The organism is Sphingobium sp. TCM1 (genome assembly GCF_001650725.1).
Lineage (GTDB): Bacteria > Pseudomonadota > Alphaproteobacteria > Sphingomonadales > Sphingomonadaceae > Sphingobium.
Window position 1 is genome coordinate 1 of the sequence record NZ_LXVX01000014.1, and the last position, 17,580, is coordinate 17,580.

Here is a 17,580-nt window from a genome sequence, read left to right on the forward strand (position 1 = left end):
AGAGCTTTTGGCATTGGGCCCTCGGCGCTGACGGAGGCCATGGGCATGCTCAACCACCATTTCGCAGCAGCCGCCTGATCGGCGCAGAGCGACAGCCTACCTCTGACTGCCGCCAATCTTTGCAACAGAGCCGCGCTTCGCGCTTTTTTCGATCTGCGCGCCCGTCGGGCCATTGCGCGGCAGGGTCGCGCAACCGCTCAGGCACGTCGCCGCGAGCAGGATGATCCCTGGACGGATCCATTGCGTCCTGCGCTTAAGATACATGCTATTACTCCAATGCCGTTATCAGGCTGTGCTTCGCCCAAGGTTAAAAGCGCGGGCAGGCATCTAGCGTCTGCAGATGTCCTGGTAAAGTTGGCCCAAGCGCTCTGAAAATCTGATCAAGGAAAACTTGTCAGCCTGTATGGGGCCATGTTGCGTTAGCCTGTTGCGCAACATGGAATCGCTGTCCAGTCGGCGTATTCCGTCAACCATGGCGTCCATGTCATAGGGGTCGATGGTCAGGGCCGCACCGCCCGTGATTTCGGGCAAGGCTCCGGTCGTGCTGGCTAGCAGCGGCACCCCAGCGGCGAGCGCTTCGAGCGCGGGCAGGCCGAAGCCTTCATAAAGACCCGGAAATAGACATGCCTTAGCGCCGTGTAACAGATCGGTTAGCAGGATTCGCGGGATATAGTCGATACGCCGGATACGATCGACACCGGGCAGCTTTCTGCCATGGGCGGCACCTAGCAGCTTGAGTTCCCGGTCAGCATGCCAAGCCTCGGCCCCGACGATCACCAGGGGGGTGGCGATATTCGCTTCGAGATAGGCCTGAATGAGGCGACCGAGATTCTTCTTGGGCTCAATCGCACCGAAATAAAGGAAATAATCCTTCATCCTGAGGTCGAACAGCTGATGCAGGCGATTGGGCAAGGCGTCCGGACCGCGCAGCGCGGGCATGTCGCTACTCTGGTAGCAGTTGGTGATCCGCGCCGGATCGGCCTGAAGAAGCTCGATAATATCGGTGCGGGACTTTTCCGACACGGTGACGATATGGTCCGCCTGCCCCACGCAGGCGCGGACCAGTTTGTCATAATAGCGCTTGTCCTCCAGACTGGACTGCGGCAGCCGCAACGGCACCAGGTCATGCAGGGTGTAGATGTTGCGCGTCCCAGCCAGGCGGATGGGCAGTGGATAGGTCCAATGCATGATAGCGGGTGGATCGGGCACCCTGACTGTCATGAACTTGTCGTACCGGCGAAAATGGCGGGCGCAGATGTCGAACAGTTCCGCCCGGTTGAACAGCCGGTCAAACGACGGCAGGCGATCGCTGCCCTGCTGCGACACGGTGCGTCCGGCGACGGATATCCGGGTCATATCGTGGGTGAAGGGATGTACTCGCCAGCGTCGCATCCGCCGCCGCATGGTCAGGCGATGAGGCGGATCAGCACCCAATTGCCCAAAGAATAGCGACTCCCGCAACTCATCGCCCGCCTTGCGCGGGATGTTTAGACCGAACAACAGGTCTACTCGATATCCAAGCGCACCGATTGCCGCCGCTAGGTTTCGTCCATAGGTCGCCACGCCCGTACCTTGGGGCAGTGCCATATTATAGCCATCGATGCCAATGCGGAGGTTGGCCGGTAAAGTCTCAGTCATGCCATTCCATACAGGTTCGCGAGCCGCTGTGCATAGGATTCTAGTCCAAAATATTGCGATCTTTCCAGCCCGGCGCGCACCAGCTTCTCCCGTAGCGCGGCGTCGCCATCGATCGCGGTCAGGCCATGGCGCAGTGCAGCCGGATCGCGCGGATCGACCAGCAGCGTCGCCCCGCCGCCCACTTCGGCCAGCGCCGGGATGTCGGCGGACAAGACGGCCGTCCCCAGGCTCATGGCTTCGGCAACCGGAACCCCGAAGCCCTCGGCCAGCGATACCAGGATGAGGGCGCGCGCCGAGGCGATGAGCCCAAGTACGGCATCCCGCGGCTGCAGCCCCAGACGGATCGCCCCGGGGGTGTCCTGTATCCGGGCGTCAATATGTTCGGCATTCAGGCCATCGGGACCGGAGATGACCAGTGGCGTCGCGATGCCGCTCGTCCGGTAGGCATCGAGCAGGGCGACCAGATTTTTGCGGGCTTCCACCGCGCCGACATAGAGCAGATAGCCGCCCGCCTGCAGTCCGGCGGGCAGGGCGGCCCGCCGTCCCGCCTCCATGTCCCCAATGTCGACGCCCTGGTGACAGATCGCCACCTTGCCGGGCGGCCACCCGGTGGCATCGACTATGGCCTGGCGCGCGGCGTTTGACACGGTGACGAACGACCCTCCCGACGCCACAAGGCCGTCCAGCACCGCCCGCAGCCGGCGCCCGTCGACGGGGGTCGGGATATCGGGATCGAGCGGCATGACATCATGCACGGTGTAGATGTTGCGCCACCCGCATATACGCATGGGCAAGGGGTAGCTCCAGTGCATGATGCCCGATGGCCCGGGCAGGCGCAGCGGCATAATCCGCCCATGGAGGCTGAAAAAGACATGGGCTTCACGGAAAATGTCGCGAGCCCGGTAGCCGCCCGGCGTGATGGTGGCCCCGCGCGGCCAGGGACGTAGCGCCGCCGCCCATTTCGCGGGACGTGACCTGCGCGCAGCGCGTCCGCCATCGCCCAGGATCAGCTGCGCTCTGCCCGCCGATCGCAGTGCCTGCACCAGGGTCCGGGCATATTGCCCGATCCCGGTGCCTGCGCCGCCATCTTCCAGTAGTCTGCCGTCGATGCAGACGGGGACATCCGTTGATCCAGTCATCATGATCGTCGCAGCGCCGTGTCGTGGGAACGCGATGTCAGGATGTCAGGTCCACCAGGCTCATGGCCTCGTACAGTTCCTGCCGCGCGACCAGATTGTCCGGGGTCGCATAACCGATGGAGCGTAGCCCGATGACGAAATCCCGATTGTCGCCATCATATCGGGGGTAGGAACCGGTAACGTCGAAGCGCAGCTGGATCGTGCCGTCGCCACCGGCCTGGGTCATCAGCCTGATGACTTGGCCCATGCCCACTTCCCGCAAGCGGATCGCTCTCATCGCGTCGTTGTCCGCGTTGAAGATCGTCAGCACGCAATCCTCGCCACCTGGTGCCACCGACACCTGCAGATAGACTAGCAGCGAGGTACCTGCCGCCATGCCGGTAAGGATGCTGAAGCTGGACTTGGAACCTTTCATCCAGACCCCATGGTCTTCCGATCCGTAGAGATGGGCGGATTCGATCAGGATGCGCCTTGGGATATGGAAATATGATTTGATGTCGATCGTACTGCCGGCCTTGGTCCGTAGCGAAAGCACCTTGCCTTCTTCCAGACTGGCCCGGAACGGTATGATATCAGCGTTCTGATAGAATTTGACCTTGCCAAGAAAATTACTGCCCACATCCTGCCATGTCGTTGGAACGAACTGGTCGCGAATCATTCTGGCACGGGCGTTGCGGTAGCTTTTGTCCGTTATCATCCGCCGGAATATCTCGACGCCCTGGGTCAGGTTGAACGGGTCGATATAATCTACCAGGTCGCCGCCGACCTCTGGAATGGACGAAGTGTCAGAGGCGATGCAGGGTCGGCCATGCAGCAGGCTTTCGCCCACCGGCAGGCCCCAGCCTTCGACAAAGCTGGTGAACACCGAAAACTCGCAATTGGCATATACCGCGTTCAGTTCGCCGTCTGACAGGTTGTGGGCGATATGCAGGCGGCCATTCAGGTTGTTCGTGGCCTTGAGCACATCCATGAGGCCGCTGATCTTCCAGCCATGCCGGCCCACGAAGACCAGGTCGGGGACATCCACCCCCTCGGCCATCAGGCGCCGCCAGACATTGACCACATAGAGATGGTTCTTGCGCGCCTCGATCGTCGAGACATAGACAACATAGCGCTTGCCCTTCACTTGGCGCAGCTGGTCGGGCCATTCGACCGCATCGTCGGCCGACTGGGTCAGGTGATGGGCCAGCGGCACGGTCTGCATCGGGATGGGGCGGCCACCATTCTTGGTAATGAACTCCGCCAAGGCAAAGCGCGACGCATCGGAAATCGTGAGGATGAAGTCGGCAACCGCGCACAGTTCACAGATCGCCATCGAAAAATCGGTGACCAATGCCTCGTCGCAGAATTCGGGATGGGTGACGGGGATGATGTCATAGACATAGGCGCCGATCCGCACGTCGTCGCGTTTGGACCGGATGAATTCCCTGATGCTGTTGCCTAGCCCCCAGAAGGCGCCCAGCAGGATGATCGTGCTGCCCCGCGAGGGGCGCACCCGGACGGCGTCATTCTCGCAGGATACGATCATGGCGCGCAGGACGTCATGGTCGACCTGCTTGCCCGACGCATAGTCGATGATGCGCAGCACCTCGGCATTGTCGGCCATCCAGAACTCGCCGGCGGGCAGCACATGTTCCAGCGCATTGCCGACGATGAAGCGCGCATTGACGCCCTCGTCCCTGATGGCATGCAGCGCAATGCCGGCCTGGACCCGCTGGATCCCCGACATGGTGACATGCGCCTTCAGATAGCCGAACAAGTCTTGGATCGCGAAAAAGACGGTGCCATCGCCCATTGCCTCGGCTGCGCCGGCCTTGCTGTCCTTGCGCAGCAAGCGGATGTTGTGGATGGCTTCGGCGTTGGGCGCGACCTTGTTGACGCGCTGATAGGCGGCCAGCGCTTCTTCCAGGCGACCAAGCCGGCGCAGCAGGTCCGCCAGATGGATGTTGGCGTCGGGATCGTCCACGTCCAGGTCGACCGCCATCTGATAGGCCTGGGCCGCTTCTTCCAGCATACCCTGTTCCTTCCAGGCATGACCCAGCTGGACCCAGATGGCCTGATCGCCGCTATTTTCTTCAAGGTGCCTGGTATATGCGCTGACCGCCCCGGGCCAGTCCCGTGCGTCGCGGCACTGGTTCCCCTTGCGGCGATAATTGATTTTCGGTCTATCGTTCATAAACTTTGAAAGCATGCCGTGCTCCATACAGGACCTTACAAGATCATGTCTTTGATCAAGACCCCCCAAGGCCGGCCCAGATTACCCGCAAATCCGGGTTCGCTGGTCATGCATGGGGCCATGGCAGCGACTATCGCAGCGGCACTGCTTTTGCCAGCCATAGTCGGCCTGCGGTCGATCGCGCCTGATGCGTGGGCGGCACCGTCTTCTTGTGCGCGGATCGGAGATTTTGTCGCATCGGACCGCGATCTGGGACCAGTGCTTCAGGCTTGTTTCAACGCCACGCCCGACGGCGGCACGGTGGTGATTGCGCCCGGGCGGTATCGGATCGCAACGCCCATCCGCATAAACCGTCCCATGACCGTGCGGACGCAGGGGCTTAGCGCAGACGCGCCTTCTTGCGCTATGGACGAACGCCGCTGCGCATCGCTGCATCTGGCCATTCCCCTTGGATCGGAGGCGGGGGCCGTCATGCCGTTCGATATCGACAGTGACGCTGTTCATCTTGACGGGCTGATCTTCGTGGGGACCAGGCACAGCAATCCGGCGCTGTCCGCGCAGCGATGCGGCACCGACAAGGGCAAATCGATGGCCGGTGGCCTTCGAATCCACGGCAACGGCAACAGCATCACGCGGTCGGTGTTCCGCGACACGGCCTGCTACACCGCGCTCGAATATGGCAGGGGCGAGGATGTCGTTATTCGCGACAATCTGTTCAGCCGCAATGGCAGGCACAATGTGCAGTCGCATTGGGCCGACGGGCTGACGATCCACACGGCGCGCCGGTTTGCGGTGACCGGTAACCGGTTCATCGACAATAGCGACGTCCAGCTGATTTTCGGAAGCTGCGTCGATTGCACCATATCGGACAACCGCTTCGACCATAGTGGTAGTGCCGAAGGCGGGTCTTTCGCCGAACTCATGCTGCACGCCTGGCCTGGATCGACCAGTGGCGACTTCACGGGAACACGCGTGACGCGCAACCGCATCGATTGCGGCCAGCAGCAACGGTGCGGCTTTGGTATCATGATTGGATCCAAGCCGTGGTACGACGCGCCCGCCTTTGGCGGAACGGTGTCGGGCAACAGGGTGCGTGGCGCGATGATCGCGCTCAATATCGATACGCTTACAGGCCCAATGACGGTCGAAGACAATGACCTCAACCTCAGTTCGGGGCGCTATCCCAGCATGTGCGGCGTCCAAGACGTCCGTGGCATCAGGGCCAATATATCGCCGGCATCGCGCCCCTTCGTTGCCGGTATGCCTGCCCGCGACCTGTCTTTTGGCCGCTACTGCATCCTTAATTTCCACATTGATCCGTGACGCAGTGGGAGAAGCGGCAGTCACTTCTCGATGTGGGGGGGGCACGCCGCCAGGCAAGCCAGGTAGGTCCGCATCGGTTGCAGGTCGTCGCAGGCCGGTTTCTGGAAAAGATAGCCGAAAAAGCCGTCATCTCCGGTCGGCGGCGGTTCGTCAAATAGCTGGCCTGCCTCAACGATCGGGCGGAATATGCAGGGCTCGATCGGTTTGAACAGATCGGGATGGCAGTAGGTGACGAACGCCCCGTACCAGGCAAATTCATAGGGGCACAGATTGATCATGCCAGCGAAATTGCCATAGCCGAAATTGGCGGCCTTCGCTTCCAGGGCATGGCAGATATCGACATCGAATATGCCGTTGCAGCCGATATAATGATATTTGAGTGGCTCGCGCCGAGACGTGAAATGCGCATCAATGGCGTCGAACGCGACGCTGGCGGAAACGAGTTCGCCTTGCAGCCAGCATTGTTCCCCGGTATTGATGAAATGACGATCTATCTCATCCCTGTCCTGCGGGCGGGCGGTCGTGCACAGGATGCCGTCACGGAACATCGCTTTGGTGAAATCGAACGGCCGCGTAAAGAACTGTGCTGAATCGCAGGTCAGGTACTGACGGCACAGGCCGAGCTTGGAAAAGGCCAGCTTGACGACCTGCTGGACCTGCCAGCCCGTAAACCCGTTGGGCGTCACATTGTCGCTTTTTGCCAACACCCAGTCCTCGTACAGGGTGATCGGCAATCTATCGATGAAGCCAATGGCATGGGCGCTGCCAAAAAGCCTGTCAAAAACCCCTTGATCCTCCCTGGGGATAACAAGGTAGAAGGGAATGTCAGGCTTCACATGGGACAGACATGAACTAAAAAGGACGACCGACCAGTGCGCATCGCTGGCATAGCTCTTGTTCAGCAGGGCATAGTCTCGGTCTGCGTCGCGTTCCTGGATATGAACACCCTGGAAGGCGAGCCGGGTGTCCGCCGCGACGGCCAGTCGGATTTCGAGATCGTCGACATCCTCCGGCAGATGCAGCGAAAAAATGCTGATGATGCCGGGTCCGGCCTGAACCGTGATGTCGCTCTTCGCCAGCTGGCGTGCGCCGCTATTGCAGACCACATCGACAAAGGCGAGCAGGCCCCCATCGTCCACCTCGCCTAATATGGCGATGGTGTAGGTTCCGGCCTTTAAGGGACGATAGGGGCCGCAAACCAGAAAACCGGGCAGGCCGATCGTTCGGATCCGCTGATCCTGGCGCTCTCCGTTCAATATGTAGCCGACATAGTCATCGGCCGTCAGCACCATGCTGTGAAGGGGGGGGCTCGGGGCCGTCGGATTTGGCATGATCATATTTTGAGGGGGCTGTCCTCGGGAATGACGCATTGTTGTCGCCCAGGCTTTCATTATTGCGGATAGTCTCGCGAAAACCTGTACCATCCGTCTTTCAACCAGTCAGGGACCGCAATCGCGCTTGCAATGCCGAAGAAAGGCGAATGTGACAACCATTATTGGTGGGAAGCCATTGGAGCGAGGTAGTCGGCTGAGCTGTTCCACCGCGAAAACCCTGACCTTGTGGCGCAAAAGCGGGATATGGTGGGATCGTCATCGTTGGCGGACCCGGTAGAGGGGCACAACGCCTGGCTGCGCACAGTCTTTCCGTTCTGTAATCCGAACGAGAGGGGGTCCAAGCTGAGGATGATTGCAATAATGAACTATGATATGTCACCGCTCAGACTGATAAAGCCCATCCGGCATATGGATACGCGCGGGTGGTTCACAGAAGTTTATTCCGAGCCAGCCTTTGCTGCTTTGGGCATCGAATGTCGGTTTATGCAGGATAACCACTCCCTGTCCGCCCCGCAATTCACTTTGCGGGGGTTGCATTTCCAGACGCCACCTCGCGGTCAGGACAAGCTGGTGCGCTGCATCCGCGGTCGTATTTTTGATGTGGCAGTGGATATCCGCAAAGGGTCGCCCACCTATGGGCAATGGGCCGGCACCGAGCTGTCCGCTGAAAACGGTCGTCAGCTTTTCATCCCGATCGGCTTTGCCCATGGATTTCTGACGCTCGAGCCGGATTGTGAAGTCAGCTACAAATGTTCCGATACCTATGCACCAGATCATGACGGGGGCGTTCGCTGGGATGATCCGGCGATCAGTATCGCGTGGCCAATGCCTGACGGCATAGTGCCGGAATTGTCGCCCAAGGATGTGATGCGGCCTCTGCTTACCGATTTTGACAGCCCCTTCGCTTATGACGGCCATCCACTCCTGCCGCTTGATTGAGGAATGTAGACCCATGCGCGTAATCGTTACCGGCGGCGCTGGCTTCATCGGCTCGGCCCTCGTCCGCTATCTGGTGCTGCAGAAGGGCTATGACGTCCTCACCATCGACGCGCTGACCTATGCCGGGTGCGAAGCGTCGCTCAAGGAAGTGGAAGGGAAGAACAACCACCAGTTCCTGCACGCCAATATCTGCGATCGCGCGGCGATGGACGCGGCGATCGCTGGCTTCAAACCCGATCGCATCATGCATCTGGCTGCCGAAAGCCATGTCGACCGCTCGATCACTGGCGCGGCCGATTTCATCCAGACCAATATCGTGGGCAGCTTCACCTTGCTGGAGGCCGCGCGCGGCTACTGGAACGGGCTTGAGGGGGAGGCGAAGGCGGCCTTCCGCTTCCTCCATGTCTCGACCGACGAAGTCTATGGCTCGCTCGGCGACGAAGGGCTGTTCGAGGAAACCACGCCCTACGACCCCAGCTCGCCCTATTCGGCGTCGAAGGCCGCGTCCGACCATCTCGCCAAGGCGTGGCAGCGCACCTATGGCCTGCCGGTGGTCGTGTCGAACTGCTCGAACAACTACGGGCCGTACCACTTCCCCGAAAAGCTGATCCCGCTCACCATCCTCAACGCGCTGGAGGGGCGCAAGCTGCCGGTCTACGGCAAGGGCGAGAATATCCGCGACTGGCTCTATGTCGACGATCATGCCCGCGCGCTCGACCTCATCATCGAGAAGGGCGAACCGGGCGAGACCTATAATGTCGGCGGCCGCAACGAGCGCAAGAATATCGACGTGGTGCGCCGCATCTGCGCCGTTCTCGACCAGCTGGTGCCGGGCGACCGCCCGCGCGAGGAGCTGATCGAATTTGTCACCGACCGTCCCGGCCATGATGCCCGCTACGCGATCGACGCCACCCGCCTGGAAAATGAGCTAGGTTGGCGCGCGCGGGAGAATTTCGACAGCGGCATCGAAAAGACTGTGCGCTGGTATCTGGACAATGAATGGTGGTGGCAGCCGCTGCGCGAGCAGTATGACGGCCAGCGCCTGGGTCTGGAAAAGGCTGCGGGCGCCAAGGTGCCTGCATGAAGATAGCCGTCACGGGGACGGCGGGGCAGGTCGTCACCAGCCTGATCGAACGAGGCGCCGCGGCGGGGCATGAGGTGGTGGCGATCGGCCGCCCTGACCTAGACCTTGCCGATCCCGCCTCGGTTGTGCGGGTGCTCACCAAGGCTGCGCCCGACGTCATCGTATCGGCCGCCGCCTACACAGCGGTGGACAAAGCGGAGGGCGAGAGCGACCTTGCCCATGCCGTCAATGGCGCGGGCGCGGGGGCGGTGGCGCAGGCGGCAAAGGCTCTGGGCGTGCCTGTCATCCACATCTCGACCGACTATGTGTTCGACGGGACATTGGACCGCCCCTATGCCGAAAGCGATCCCACCGGCCCCACCGGCGTCTATGGCGCGTCCAAGCTGGCGGGCGAACGGGCCGTTCTGGAGGGTCATGACAACAGCGTCGCGTTGCGCGTCGCATGGGTCTACAGCCCGTTCGGCGGCAATTTCGTCAAGACCATGCTGCGCCTTGCCGGCGACCGCGACGAAGTGTCGGTGGTCGCCGACCAGCACGGCAATCCCACCAGCGCGCTCGCCATCGCCGACGGCATTTTTCAGGTGGCTACCAATCTGGTAGCCGATAGTAGCCCGGAATTGCGCGGTGTCTTCCACATGACCGCGCAGGGCGAGGGTAGCTGGGCGGATTTCGCCGAGGCGATCTTCGCCGCTTCCGCCGCGCGCGGCGGGCCAAGCGCCACAGTGCGCCGGATCGGCACCGCCGACTATCCCACGCCCGCCACCCGTCCGGCCAATTCGCGGCTCGACTGCGGACGTATCGCCCGCCTCCATGGCGTGGCGCTGCCGGACTGGCACACCTCGCTGGACGAGGTGATGGACCGACTGCAACCCGTGACACACTGATTTTCTGGGGACTTGACGACATGAAGGGTATCATTCTTGCCGGGGGCAGCGGTACGCGCCTCTATCCCATGACGCTTTCGACCTCGAAGCAGCTCATGCCGGTCTATGACAAGCCGATGATCTATTATCCGCTCAGCACGCTGATGCTGGCGGGGATCCGCGAGGTGCTCATCATTTCGACCCCGCGCGACCTGCCTGCTTTCCAGTCGCTGCTGGGCGATGGCTCGGCCTGGGGCATGACCCTCGAATATGCGGTGCAGCCCAGCCCCGATGGCCTCGCGCAGGCCTATATCATCGGTGCCGATTTCGTCGCAGGCCAGCAGTCGGCACTGATCCTGGGCGACAATATCTACCATGGCCATGGCCTGCCCGAAATCCTCGCCAGCGCGTCGTCGCGGCAGGAAGGTGCGAGTGTCTTCGCCTATCATGTCAACGATCCTGAGCGGTATGGCGTTGTGAGCTTCGATGATCAGATGAGGGCGGTCACCATCGAGGAGAAGCCCGAGCAGCCGAAGTCGAACTGGGCGGTCACGGGCCTCTACTTCTATGACGAGAAGGTCGTCGACATCGCTGCAAACATGAAGCCTTCGGCACGCGGCGAACTGGAAATCACCGACGTCAACCGCGCCTATCTGGAGCGCGGCGACCTCCATGTCGAAATCATGGGCCGGGGCTATGCCTGGCTCGACACCGGCACGCCCGACAGCATGATGGACGCTGCCGATTTTGTACGCATTCTTGAGAAGCGCCAAGGTGTCAAGATCGCCAGCCCCGAAGAGATCGCTTATCGGCAAGGCTTTATCGACGAGGCCCAACTGGAAAAGGCTATCGGAAAGCTCGGTAAATCGGATTATGGGCGCTATCTGCGTGGCATAGTGCCCGACGGGTAAACGCTGGTTTGCTCCCGACCCCACAGTAGGAAATGGACGTTATGCTGACCCAGAAACTCGCCACTCATTATGTTGAAAAGCCATGGGGCCGCACTGACCTGCCCGCTATCTTCGCCGATGCCGGCCCGGGCCGACAAATTGGTGAGGCCTGGTTCGAAAGCGCCGACGGCCGCGATCTTCCTCTGCTGGTCAAATATATCTTTACCAGCGAACGGCTTTCAATCCAGGTGCATCCCGACGATGCGCAGGCCCGGGACAAGGGGCTGGCGCGCGGCAAGGAGGAAATCTGGTATATCCTTGATTGCGAACCCGGCGCGACGCTGGGCATCGGCCTCACCGCGTCCATGACTCCCGACCAGTTCCGCGCCGCCGCGCAGGACGGCTCTCTGGAACGATGGATTGACTGGAAGCCGGTGAAGCCGGGCGACTGCTACTTCATCCCGGCGGGCACCGTCCATGCGATCGGCGCTGGCATCACGCTCGCGGAAATTCAGCAGAATGCCGACGTCACCTACCGCCTCTATGATTATGGCCGCCCGCGGGAACTGCATCTGGATGACGGCGTCGCGGTCAGCCGCCTTACGCCCTATGACCGTGCGGGGATACAGGCGCCGCTTGGATCTGAAACCCGCCTGATCGACGCCGATGAAGCCCCCTTCTCGCTCGACCTCGTCCACTGGACGAAAGACCAGAATGTCAGCGTGCCGGAAGGCAAGCAGATGTGGTTCACGCCAATCAGCGGCGTGGGCACGGTGAATGGATTGGCTTGGGAAAGTGGCGACTGTCTGCTGCTGGAGGGCGATTGCGCCTTCACACTGAAGGCAGGCCCAGTCTCCGCCTTACTCGCCATCCCGCGCTAGCGTTTCTTGTGATAACCCTGATTGTAAAAGAAAGCAGGATCTCACGCGAGCACGCCAAGCCAATGAAAAGACTGATTCTACAACGGCTTGTAAAGCGCAAAATCGCGAATAACTGTCTCACTCGCTGTCGCTTTGGCTGTGTACGAAGCGTGAGTCCTGCCCCGATCAGACCGGGATGCGATATGCCCGTACCAGCGCCAGCGCCTCTCCATTGAGCGATGCCGCCCGTTCCACGCTGTCGCTTTCGGTATAGCAGCGCAGTTCCGGCGCATTGCCGCTGGGGCGCAGATGGATGATGTCGCCTCCGGCAAAATGGATGCGCAGTCCGTCGGTCCGGTCGATCCCGTCCGCCTCTCCCGCCAGGTCCCCGAACATCGCCGTCAGCCGCGCCAGGGTAGCGGCCTGGTCCCCCTGTTCCAGATGCGCGATCAGCGCCTGGCTCTGCGCCGTGGGATAGGCCTGCAACCGCTCGCTGAACGTATAGCGTTCGGGCAGTTGCGCCAGCAGCGCGGAAAGGGCCACCCCCTGCCGCCGCGCGTCGATCAGCGTCGCGAGGATCGGCAGCACCGCGTCCCGCGTCGGGAGCGCGCCCAGCGTCCCGCCCGCCACCGCCACCGGCGTCGCCAGCAGGAAGCCGCCATTGGCCTCATAGCCGCACACGCTCGCCCGCCCTTGCGCGACCAGCGCGTTCATCGCCTCGATGACGAAGGGCGACCCGATCCGGGTCCGGCGCACCGCCTCGAATAGGCCGGACAGCTCGACCGCGCTGTTGCAGCTCACCGGCGTTGCCACCGCCCTGACGCCCAGCGCCCGCGCGCACAATATGCCAAGCACGTCGCCGCGCATCCATACGCCGCTTTCGTCGGCGAGCAGCGGGCGGTCGGAATCGCCATCGGTTGACAGGATGGCGTCGAGCTTCAGGTCTTCCGCCCACTGCCGCGCCAGCGCCTGGTCCTCGGGCCGCACGGCTTCTGTGTCGACGGGGATGAAGCGGTCGGACCGGCCCAGCGACACCGCTTCCCCGCCGAGCGCTTCGACCAGAGCGATCAGAATATCGCGCCCCACCGCCGAATGTTCATAGACGCCCAACGTCATGCCCGAAAGCGCCTGGCTCCCGAACGCATCGACATAGCGGGCGATATAGGGCGTCGCAGCATTGATCAGCGGCGCGGCGGGAGCGCCCTGCGCCAGCATCCCCTCGTCATCGAACAAGTCGGGCAACTCGACGCTCTGCGCGCGAATGCCCTGCTCGTCGGCCTTCAGCACCTCGCCATCGGTGCGGTTGAACTTGATGCCGTTGCGGTCGTCGGGAATATGGCTGCCCGTCACCATCAGCGACGCGATGCCCCGGTCAAAGCCATAGGCGGCCACGGCAGGCGAAGGGACGAACCCGCAATAATCCATTGCCCCGCCCATATGCGTGATCGCCGCGGCGCACGCGGCCATGATCCGGGGACTGGAGGGCCGCAGGTCGCCCGCGATCGCCACATGCGCGCCCGGCGCGAACTGGCCGATGGTGGCCAGATGCTGGAGGAAGGCCTGCGTATAGGCGAAGCACACCCGGTCGGTCATCGCCGAAACGAGCCCGCGCGCTCCGCTGGTGCCGAACGCGACGCCTGACTGAGCCATGAGGTCGGCGATGGAAAAGGTTTGGGTCATGGCAATCCGCTGCAATGGGAGGAAGGCGGGGTCAGTCGGCAGCCTTGGCGGCATCGAGGGCTTTGAGCGCTTCCGTCACCTTGCGGACCTTCTGGGATTCGCCCCGTTTCAGGATCATGACATCGCCTTGCGCCACAACGACGATCAGGTCATCAACATCGACCAGCGTGACGCGCGGCCCGTCGCTATGAACCAGGCAATTTCGCGTACCCAGCAGCAGCGCGTCGCCGCGCACGGCATTTTCATCGGCGCAGCGCGTGCTGACGGCGTGCAGCGAATCCCAGCTCCCGACATCCGACCAGCCCATGCTGACCGGCACGCAGGCCACCTGCGCTTCCCGCTCCATGATCGCATAGTCGACCGAATCCGACGGGCAGGCGTGGAAGGCCATGGCGTCAGGAAAGATATGCGCCCCGTCCCGCTTCGCCTGCGTCATCGCGGTCCTGACGGCCTTCAGCATGTCGGGCTGGTGCGTCTCCATCGCGGCCAGATAGGCATCGGCGCGGAACAGGAAGATGCCCGCATTCCAGGCATGCCCCCCCTCCGCCAGCATACGCTCCGCATTGGCGGAGTCGGGCTTTTCGACGAAACGCGCGACGTCATGCACGGCCTCGCCGCACAGGTCGCCCATCTGGATATAGCCATAGCCGGTTTCCGGCCCGTCTGGCGTGATCCCAAACGTCACCAGCCATCCCTTGACGACCAGCGGCAGCGCGCGGGCGATAGCGGCATGAAATGCCGGCAGGTCGGTGATCACATGGTCGCTCGGCATCACCAGCAGGGCATCGTCGCCCTGCGCTTCGAGGGCCGCGAGCGCGATGGCGGGCGCAGTGTTGCGGCCGATCGGCTCTAGGATGACCTGATAGTCGGCGATCCCGCTCTGTTGCAGCTGCTCGTCGATGATGTCGGCATGTGCCGCGTTGGACACCAAGATCGGGCGTCCGACCGATGCGCCCTCAAACCCTCGCGTCCGCACCGCTGTCAGCTGCAACATGGTTTCATCCGCCGTCAGGGGCAGCAGCTGCTTGGGATGCTCAGGCCTGGAAACCGGCCAAAGGCGTGTGCCCGATCCACCGGACAGGATAACGGGGACGATATTCACGGGATCGCTGGACATATCTCGCCTGAAATTAAGGAACAAATTTGCTGTATGCGGTGCGACCCCGCAATAGTTTCGAACGTCATGGGCAAAAACTGAAAGCTTGCCAAGTCCTTAAAAAGACGTGTCACAGAACGGCTACAAGGTGAGATGGACCTGTCCCTCGAAGGTCAAAGCCTCATCGCACAGCCTTCGCCCTCATCCATAAGGCCTCTCGTCCCATGTCCCGGTTATCACGACCAGTGGCGCGTGCGGGTGCATGTGGGCGTGACCTGGCCTTAAGGCGGGCTCCGAGATCTGGCTCTCAGTCGCTCGACCAGGGATTATGGATGGCAACGCCGGTTGCCGCAAAATCCGCAACATTCCGCGTCACGACTGTCAGGCCCTGTGCCAGGGCCGTCGCCGCAATCCAGCCATCGCGTTCGCTGACCGGATCTGGAACCTGCAGCCCAGCGCAGGTGATCGCGACGGTTGAATCGATTGCGAGCACGCGTCCGGCAAAGCCCGGTTTGACGATATGGTCGAGCCATCGCCGCAATATTTCGCCCTGGGCAGGGTCGCGCCGTTCGGCGCGTACTACGCCGAGTTCAAGTTCGAACAGCGTGATAACGGAAATGAACGTGGTGCTGGGGTTCGTGGCCTTGAGCCACGCCACGACTTCAGGCGCGGCACGGCCGGACCGGACCTTGCGGCTTTCGGAAATGACGTTGGTGTCGATGAGGAACATCAATCCAGGTCCGCCGGGCGCCCCTTCATGCTGGCCCTGGGTGGCTCGAACTCGAAAGTCTGCTCGTCCTCCGGCATGAGGACATCGAACAGGGACGCACCATGCCCTGCCAGTCGCTCATAATCCTCAATCGCCAGCACAACGAGCGAGGGCTTGTTTCGATCAGTGATGAACACGGGACCCGACAATGCGGCGCGCTTGATGCTGCCCGGATCTCGGTTGAACTCCCTGCTTGTGAAGGTGACGGTCATCTAGGCCACTTAATTGTAGTTACATACAGACAATATCAACAATACATTTTATGTCAACGGGGGTGATTGAGCATTGAATGATCATGCCGAACAAAAATTGTGTTTCTGCCGATCTCAATCTTCTGAAGTAGGGCAATATCGAGAATAAGCAGGTCAAAATTGCTCTCCAAATGGAGCGCCGCGGCAGGCGGCGCGAAGGGCCTGCTGCGGACACTGCGCAATGGGCGCGGTGGCGTCTGGTCGATGTCTGATCGGCCTGTCGGTGTGCTGGGGGTGGGCGTCGCTGCCCTCTAGTCCCACCGCGGCGAGCCGCAAGTCGGGGCGATGCCCCAACTCCTCCACTATCGTTGCGGCCCCCCAGGGTGCTGTCCGCCTCATGTCGGTGGGCCTGCCGGTCCGCTCCTGCCGCCCACCCCCGCCACTCCGGCGGTCGGTGCGATGCGGGAAGGAGAAAGGACATGAGATATCAGGACAATACCGCGCGCACGGGCAAAAGCCTCTATAGCGAGGCGACCGACGGAATCTTCCGTGCCGCCAGTCAGGCCAGCAAGGCCGCTGACTATCTGCTCGCGTCCTTGGGTGAAGAGGGAAAAGATCATGATTGACCATGATCCTGATCGCCATGCCAAGGCGGTGGTGGCGCTGCGGAAATTACCGCCAAAGGCGCTTCAGGTTTTTCTGTGCAATCAGGTGGAAGGCATGACCTATATCGAGATCGCCAAGCGGGAGGGCATGTCCGTTGCGGAGGTGCAGCGTCACATGCTCGACGCCATCAGGATCATCGTGCACGAGATGCGATAGACGCTAAATCGCCTTGCCGGCTTTCAGGGCTTGGCAAGGCGATGATTTGCCGCGATTCTGCGTGGCATCATGAAACAGCTGGACGACCCTGCCGTAAGTTTGCCCGCCGCGAAGCGGCGGGAGCTGGCGCATGTCGTCGATATCATCCGGGAGGGGTTTGCCCGCGCAACCCGCCATCGGACCCAGCCGCGTTATCGCAGCGGTCATATCCTCAAGATCATCCTGTTCGGCAGCTATGCGCGCGGCGATTGGGTCGAAGATCCGGTCGGCCGCTATTTTTCCGACTATGACATTCTCGTGGTGGTCGACCATGAAGACCTCACCGATATTCCGGAATTCTGGGCGAAGACCGAAGACCGACTGTTGGAGGAATTGACCGAGGGCAAGGCGCTACGGACCCAGGTCAGTCTCGTCTATCACAGCCTCGACGATGTGAACGAAAAGCTACGGCTCGGGCGTTATTTCTTCATGGACATCCTCAAGGACGGCATCCTCCTCCACGAGGAATCCGGCCATCCTTTCATCGAGCCGAAACAGCTATCGGCGGATGAGGCGCTGCAGGAAACGCGGGTCTATTTCGAGGAATGGTTCGAAAGCGCTGAACAGTTCTTTCGGCAATACGGACACGCCGTAACCGATGGCGCGCCGAAGGTGGCTGTTTTTGACCTCCACCAAGCCACCGAGCGGCTCTATCACTGCATCTTTCTGGTGCGGACCTTGTACACCCCATTATGCCGCGCGCGGCATAAGGGGCTTTATGCCGAGCTGCGGACTAT

General features: G+C 61.6%; 17 protein-coding genes. 9 read left to right on the forward strand and 8 right to left on the reverse strand.

What is annotated here, in order from left to right:
- Positions 1 to 327: 327 nt before the first annotated feature.
- The 3 genes from A7Q26_RS12265 to A7Q26_RS12275 are packed head-to-tail and all read right to left on the reverse strand — an operon-like array spanning position 328 to position 4,968.
- Entirely contained in the window at positions 328 to 1,638 is a 1,311-nt protein-coding gene (locus A7Q26_RS12265) for a glycosyltransferase family 4 protein (RefSeq protein WP_066859856.1), read from the reverse strand.
- A complete protein-coding gene (locus tag A7Q26_RS12270; protein ID WP_066859860.1) occupies positions 1,635 to 2,780 on the reverse strand; it encodes a glycosyltransferase family 4 protein in 1,146 nt (381 codons plus the stop codon). Before A7Q26_RS12270 ends, A7Q26_RS12265 begins: the two co-directional genes overlap by 4 nt.
- 34 nt (positions 2,781 to 2,814) lie before the next feature.
- Complete coding sequence (locus A7Q26_RS12275) at positions 2,815 to 4,968, reverse strand: glycosyltransferase (RefSeq protein ID WP_198162928.1); 2,154 nt, start codon at positions 4,966 to 4,968, stop codon at positions 2,815 to 2,817.
- A gap of 456 nt (positions 4,969 to 5,424) precedes the next feature.
- On the opposite strand from A7Q26_RS12275, the gene A7Q26_RS12280 reads away from it, so the two are divergent.
- On the forward strand, positions 5,425 to 6,276 hold the full coding sequence (locus A7Q26_RS12280; protein ID WP_198162929.1) for a right-handed parallel beta-helix repeat-containing protein: 852 nt from the start codon (positions 5,425 to 5,427) through the stop codon (positions 6,274 to 6,276).
- A gap of 20 nt (positions 6,277 to 6,296) precedes the next feature.
- Here the strand turns inward: A7Q26_RS12280 and A7Q26_RS12285 are convergent, their stop codons facing one another.
- Positions 6,297 to 7,667, reverse strand: a complete 1,371-nt coding sequence (locus tag A7Q26_RS12285) for a DUF6492 family protein (RefSeq protein WP_157102545.1) — start codon at positions 7,665 to 7,667, stop codon at positions 6,297 to 6,299.
- A gap of 303 nt (positions 7,668 to 7,970) precedes the next feature.
- On the opposite strand from A7Q26_RS12285, the gene rfbC reads away from it, so the two are divergent.
- The 5 genes from rfbC to A7Q26_RS12310 are packed head-to-tail and all read left to right on the forward strand — an operon-like array spanning position 7,971 to position 12,267.
- Complete coding sequence (gene rfbC / locus A7Q26_RS12290) at positions 7,971 to 8,549, forward strand: dTDP-4-dehydrorhamnose 3,5-epimerase (RefSeq protein ID WP_232313784.1); 579 nt, start codon at positions 7,971 to 7,973, stop codon at positions 8,547 to 8,549.
- Between the two features lie 13 nt (positions 8,550 to 8,562).
- Complete coding sequence (rfbB, locus tag A7Q26_RS12295; RefSeq protein WP_066859872.1) at positions 8,563 to 9,633, forward strand: dTDP-glucose 4,6-dehydratase; 1,071 nt, start codon at positions 8,563 to 8,565, stop codon at positions 9,631 to 9,633.
- Positions 9,630 to 10,517: a dTDP-4-dehydrorhamnose reductase gene (gene rfbD, locus A7Q26_RS12300; protein ID WP_066859874.1), complete on the forward strand. Its 888-nt coding sequence runs from the start codon at positions 9,630 to 9,632 to the stop codon at positions 10,515 to 10,517. Before rfbB ends, rfbD begins: the two co-directional genes overlap by 4 nt.
- Positions 10,518 to 10,537: 20 nt before the next feature.
- Entirely contained in the window at positions 10,538 to 11,407 is an 870-nt protein-coding gene (gene rfbA / locus A7Q26_RS12305) for a glucose-1-phosphate thymidylyltransferase RfbA (protein WP_066859878.1), read from the forward strand.
- Between the two features lie 41 nt (positions 11,408 to 11,448).
- Positions 11,449 to 12,267, forward strand: coding sequence for a class I mannose-6-phosphate isomerase (locus tag A7Q26_RS12310; protein ID WP_066859881.1), 819 nt, complete (start codon positions 11,449 to 11,451; stop codon positions 12,265 to 12,267).
- 165 nt (positions 12,268 to 12,432) lie between these two features.
- Here the strand turns inward: A7Q26_RS12310 and A7Q26_RS12315 are convergent, their stop codons facing one another.
- The 4 genes from A7Q26_RS12315 to A7Q26_RS12330 all read right to left on the reverse strand — a co-directional run bounded on the left by A7Q26_RS12315 (position 12,433) and on the right by A7Q26_RS12330 (position 16,003).
- Entirely contained in the window at positions 12,433 to 13,926 is a 1,494-nt protein-coding gene (locus A7Q26_RS12315; RefSeq protein WP_066859884.1) for a phosphomannomutase, read from the reverse strand.
- Positions 13,927 to 13,957: 31 nt separating this feature from the next.
- On the reverse strand, positions 13,958 to 15,043 hold the full coding sequence (locus A7Q26_RS12320; protein ID WP_066859887.1) for a mannose-1-phosphate guanylyltransferase/mannose-6-phosphate isomerase: 1,086 nt from the start codon (positions 15,041 to 15,043) through the stop codon (positions 13,958 to 13,960).
- A 286-nt stretch (positions 15,044 to 15,329) separates the two neighbouring features.
- Positions 15,330 to 15,752, reverse strand: coding sequence for a type II toxin-antitoxin system VapC family toxin (locus A7Q26_RS12325; RefSeq protein ID WP_198162930.1), 423 nt, complete (start codon positions 15,750 to 15,752; stop codon positions 15,330 to 15,332).
- Positions 15,752 to 16,003 carry a type II toxin-antitoxin system prevent-host-death family antitoxin gene (locus A7Q26_RS12330; RefSeq protein ID WP_066859893.1) on the reverse strand — a complete coding sequence of 84 codons (252 nt, stop codon included), beginning with the start codon at positions 16,001 to 16,003 and terminating at the stop codon, positions 15,752 to 15,754. The genes A7Q26_RS12325 and A7Q26_RS12330 overlap by 1 nt, the downstream gene beginning before the upstream one ends.
- Positions 16,004 to 16,461: 458 nt before the next feature.
- Here A7Q26_RS12330 and A7Q26_RS25570 point away from each other — a divergent pair, with 458 nt between their 5' ends.
- The 3 genes from A7Q26_RS25570 to A7Q26_RS12340 form a co-directional block, all read left to right on the forward strand.
- Positions 16,462 to 16,608 (forward strand): hypothetical protein, encoded by a 147-nt coding sequence (locus tag A7Q26_RS25570; RefSeq protein WP_198162931.1) that lies wholly within the window; start codon positions 16,462 to 16,464, stop codon positions 16,606 to 16,608.
- On the forward strand, positions 16,601 to 16,804 hold the full coding sequence (locus A7Q26_RS12335) for a sigma factor-like helix-turn-helix DNA-binding protein (protein WP_066859896.1): 204 nt from the start codon (positions 16,601 to 16,603) through the stop codon (positions 16,802 to 16,804). Before A7Q26_RS25570 ends, A7Q26_RS12335 begins: the two co-directional genes overlap by 8 nt.
- 69 nt (positions 16,805 to 16,873) lie before the next feature.
- Positions 16,874 to 17,580, forward strand: a 707-nt coding sequence (locus A7Q26_RS12340) for a nucleotidyltransferase domain-containing protein (protein ID WP_066859899.1), incomplete at its 3' end; no start/stop codon positions are given.

Bases quoted from the DNA above. Each gene is read 5' to 3' on its own strand.
- A7Q26_RS12270 (WP_066859860.1), bottom strand. From the start codon at position 2,780: ATGATGACTGGATCAACGGATGTCCCCGTCTGCATCGACGGCAGACTA.
- A7Q26_RS12335 (WP_066859896.1), top strand. From the start codon at position 16,601: ATGATTGACCATGATCCTGATCGCCATGCCAAGGCGGTGGTGGCGCTG.
- rfbA (WP_066859878.1), top strand. From the start codon at position 10,538: ATGAAGGGTATCATTCTTGCCGGGGGCAGCGGTACGCGCCTCTATCCC.
- rfbC (WP_232313784.1), top strand. From the start codon at position 7,971: ATGAACTATGATATGTCACCGCTCAGACTGATAAAGCCCATCCGGCAT.
- A7Q26_RS25570 (WP_198162931.1), top strand. From the start codon at position 16,462: ATGAGATATCAGGACAATACCGCGCGCACGGGCAAAAGCCTCTATAGC.
- A7Q26_RS12265 (WP_066859856.1), bottom strand. From the start codon at position 1,638: ATGACTGAGACTTTACCGGCCAACCTCCGCATTGGCATCGATGGCTAT.
- rfbD (WP_066859874.1), top strand. From the start codon at position 9,630: ATGAAGATAGCCGTCACGGGGACGGCGGGGCAGGTCGTCACCAGCCTG.
- A7Q26_RS12325 (WP_198162930.1), bottom strand. From the start codon at position 15,752: ATGTTCCTCATCGACACCAACGTCATTTCCGAAAGCCGCAAGGTCCGG.
- A7Q26_RS12320 (WP_066859887.1), bottom strand. From the start codon at position 15,043: ATGTCCAGCGATCCCGTGAATATCGTCCCCGTTATCCTGTCCGGTGGA.
- A7Q26_RS12280 (WP_198162929.1), top strand. From the start codon at position 5,425: ATGCCGTTCGATATCGACAGTGACGCTGTTCATCTTGACGGGCTGATC.
- rfbB (WP_066859872.1), top strand. From the start codon at position 8,563: ATGCGCGTAATCGTTACCGGCGGCGCTGGCTTCATCGGCTCGGCCCTC.
- A7Q26_RS12275 (WP_198162928.1), bottom strand. From the start codon at position 4,968: ATGCTTTCAAAGTTTATGAACGATAGACCGAAAATCAATTATCGCCGC.
- A7Q26_RS12330 (WP_066859893.1), bottom strand. From the start codon at position 16,003: ATGACCGTCACCTTCACAAGCAGGGAGTTCAACCGAGATCCGGGCAGC.
- A7Q26_RS12315 (WP_066859884.1), bottom strand. From the start codon at position 13,926: ATGACCCAAACCTTTTCCATCGCCGACCTCATGGCTCAGTCAGGCGTC.
- A7Q26_RS12285 (WP_157102545.1), bottom strand. From the start codon at position 7,667: ATGAAAGCCTGGGCGACAACAATGCGTCATTCCCGAGGACAGCCCCCT.
- A7Q26_RS12310 (WP_066859881.1), top strand. From the start codon at position 11,449: ATGCTGACCCAGAAACTCGCCACTCATTATGTTGAAAAGCCATGGGGC.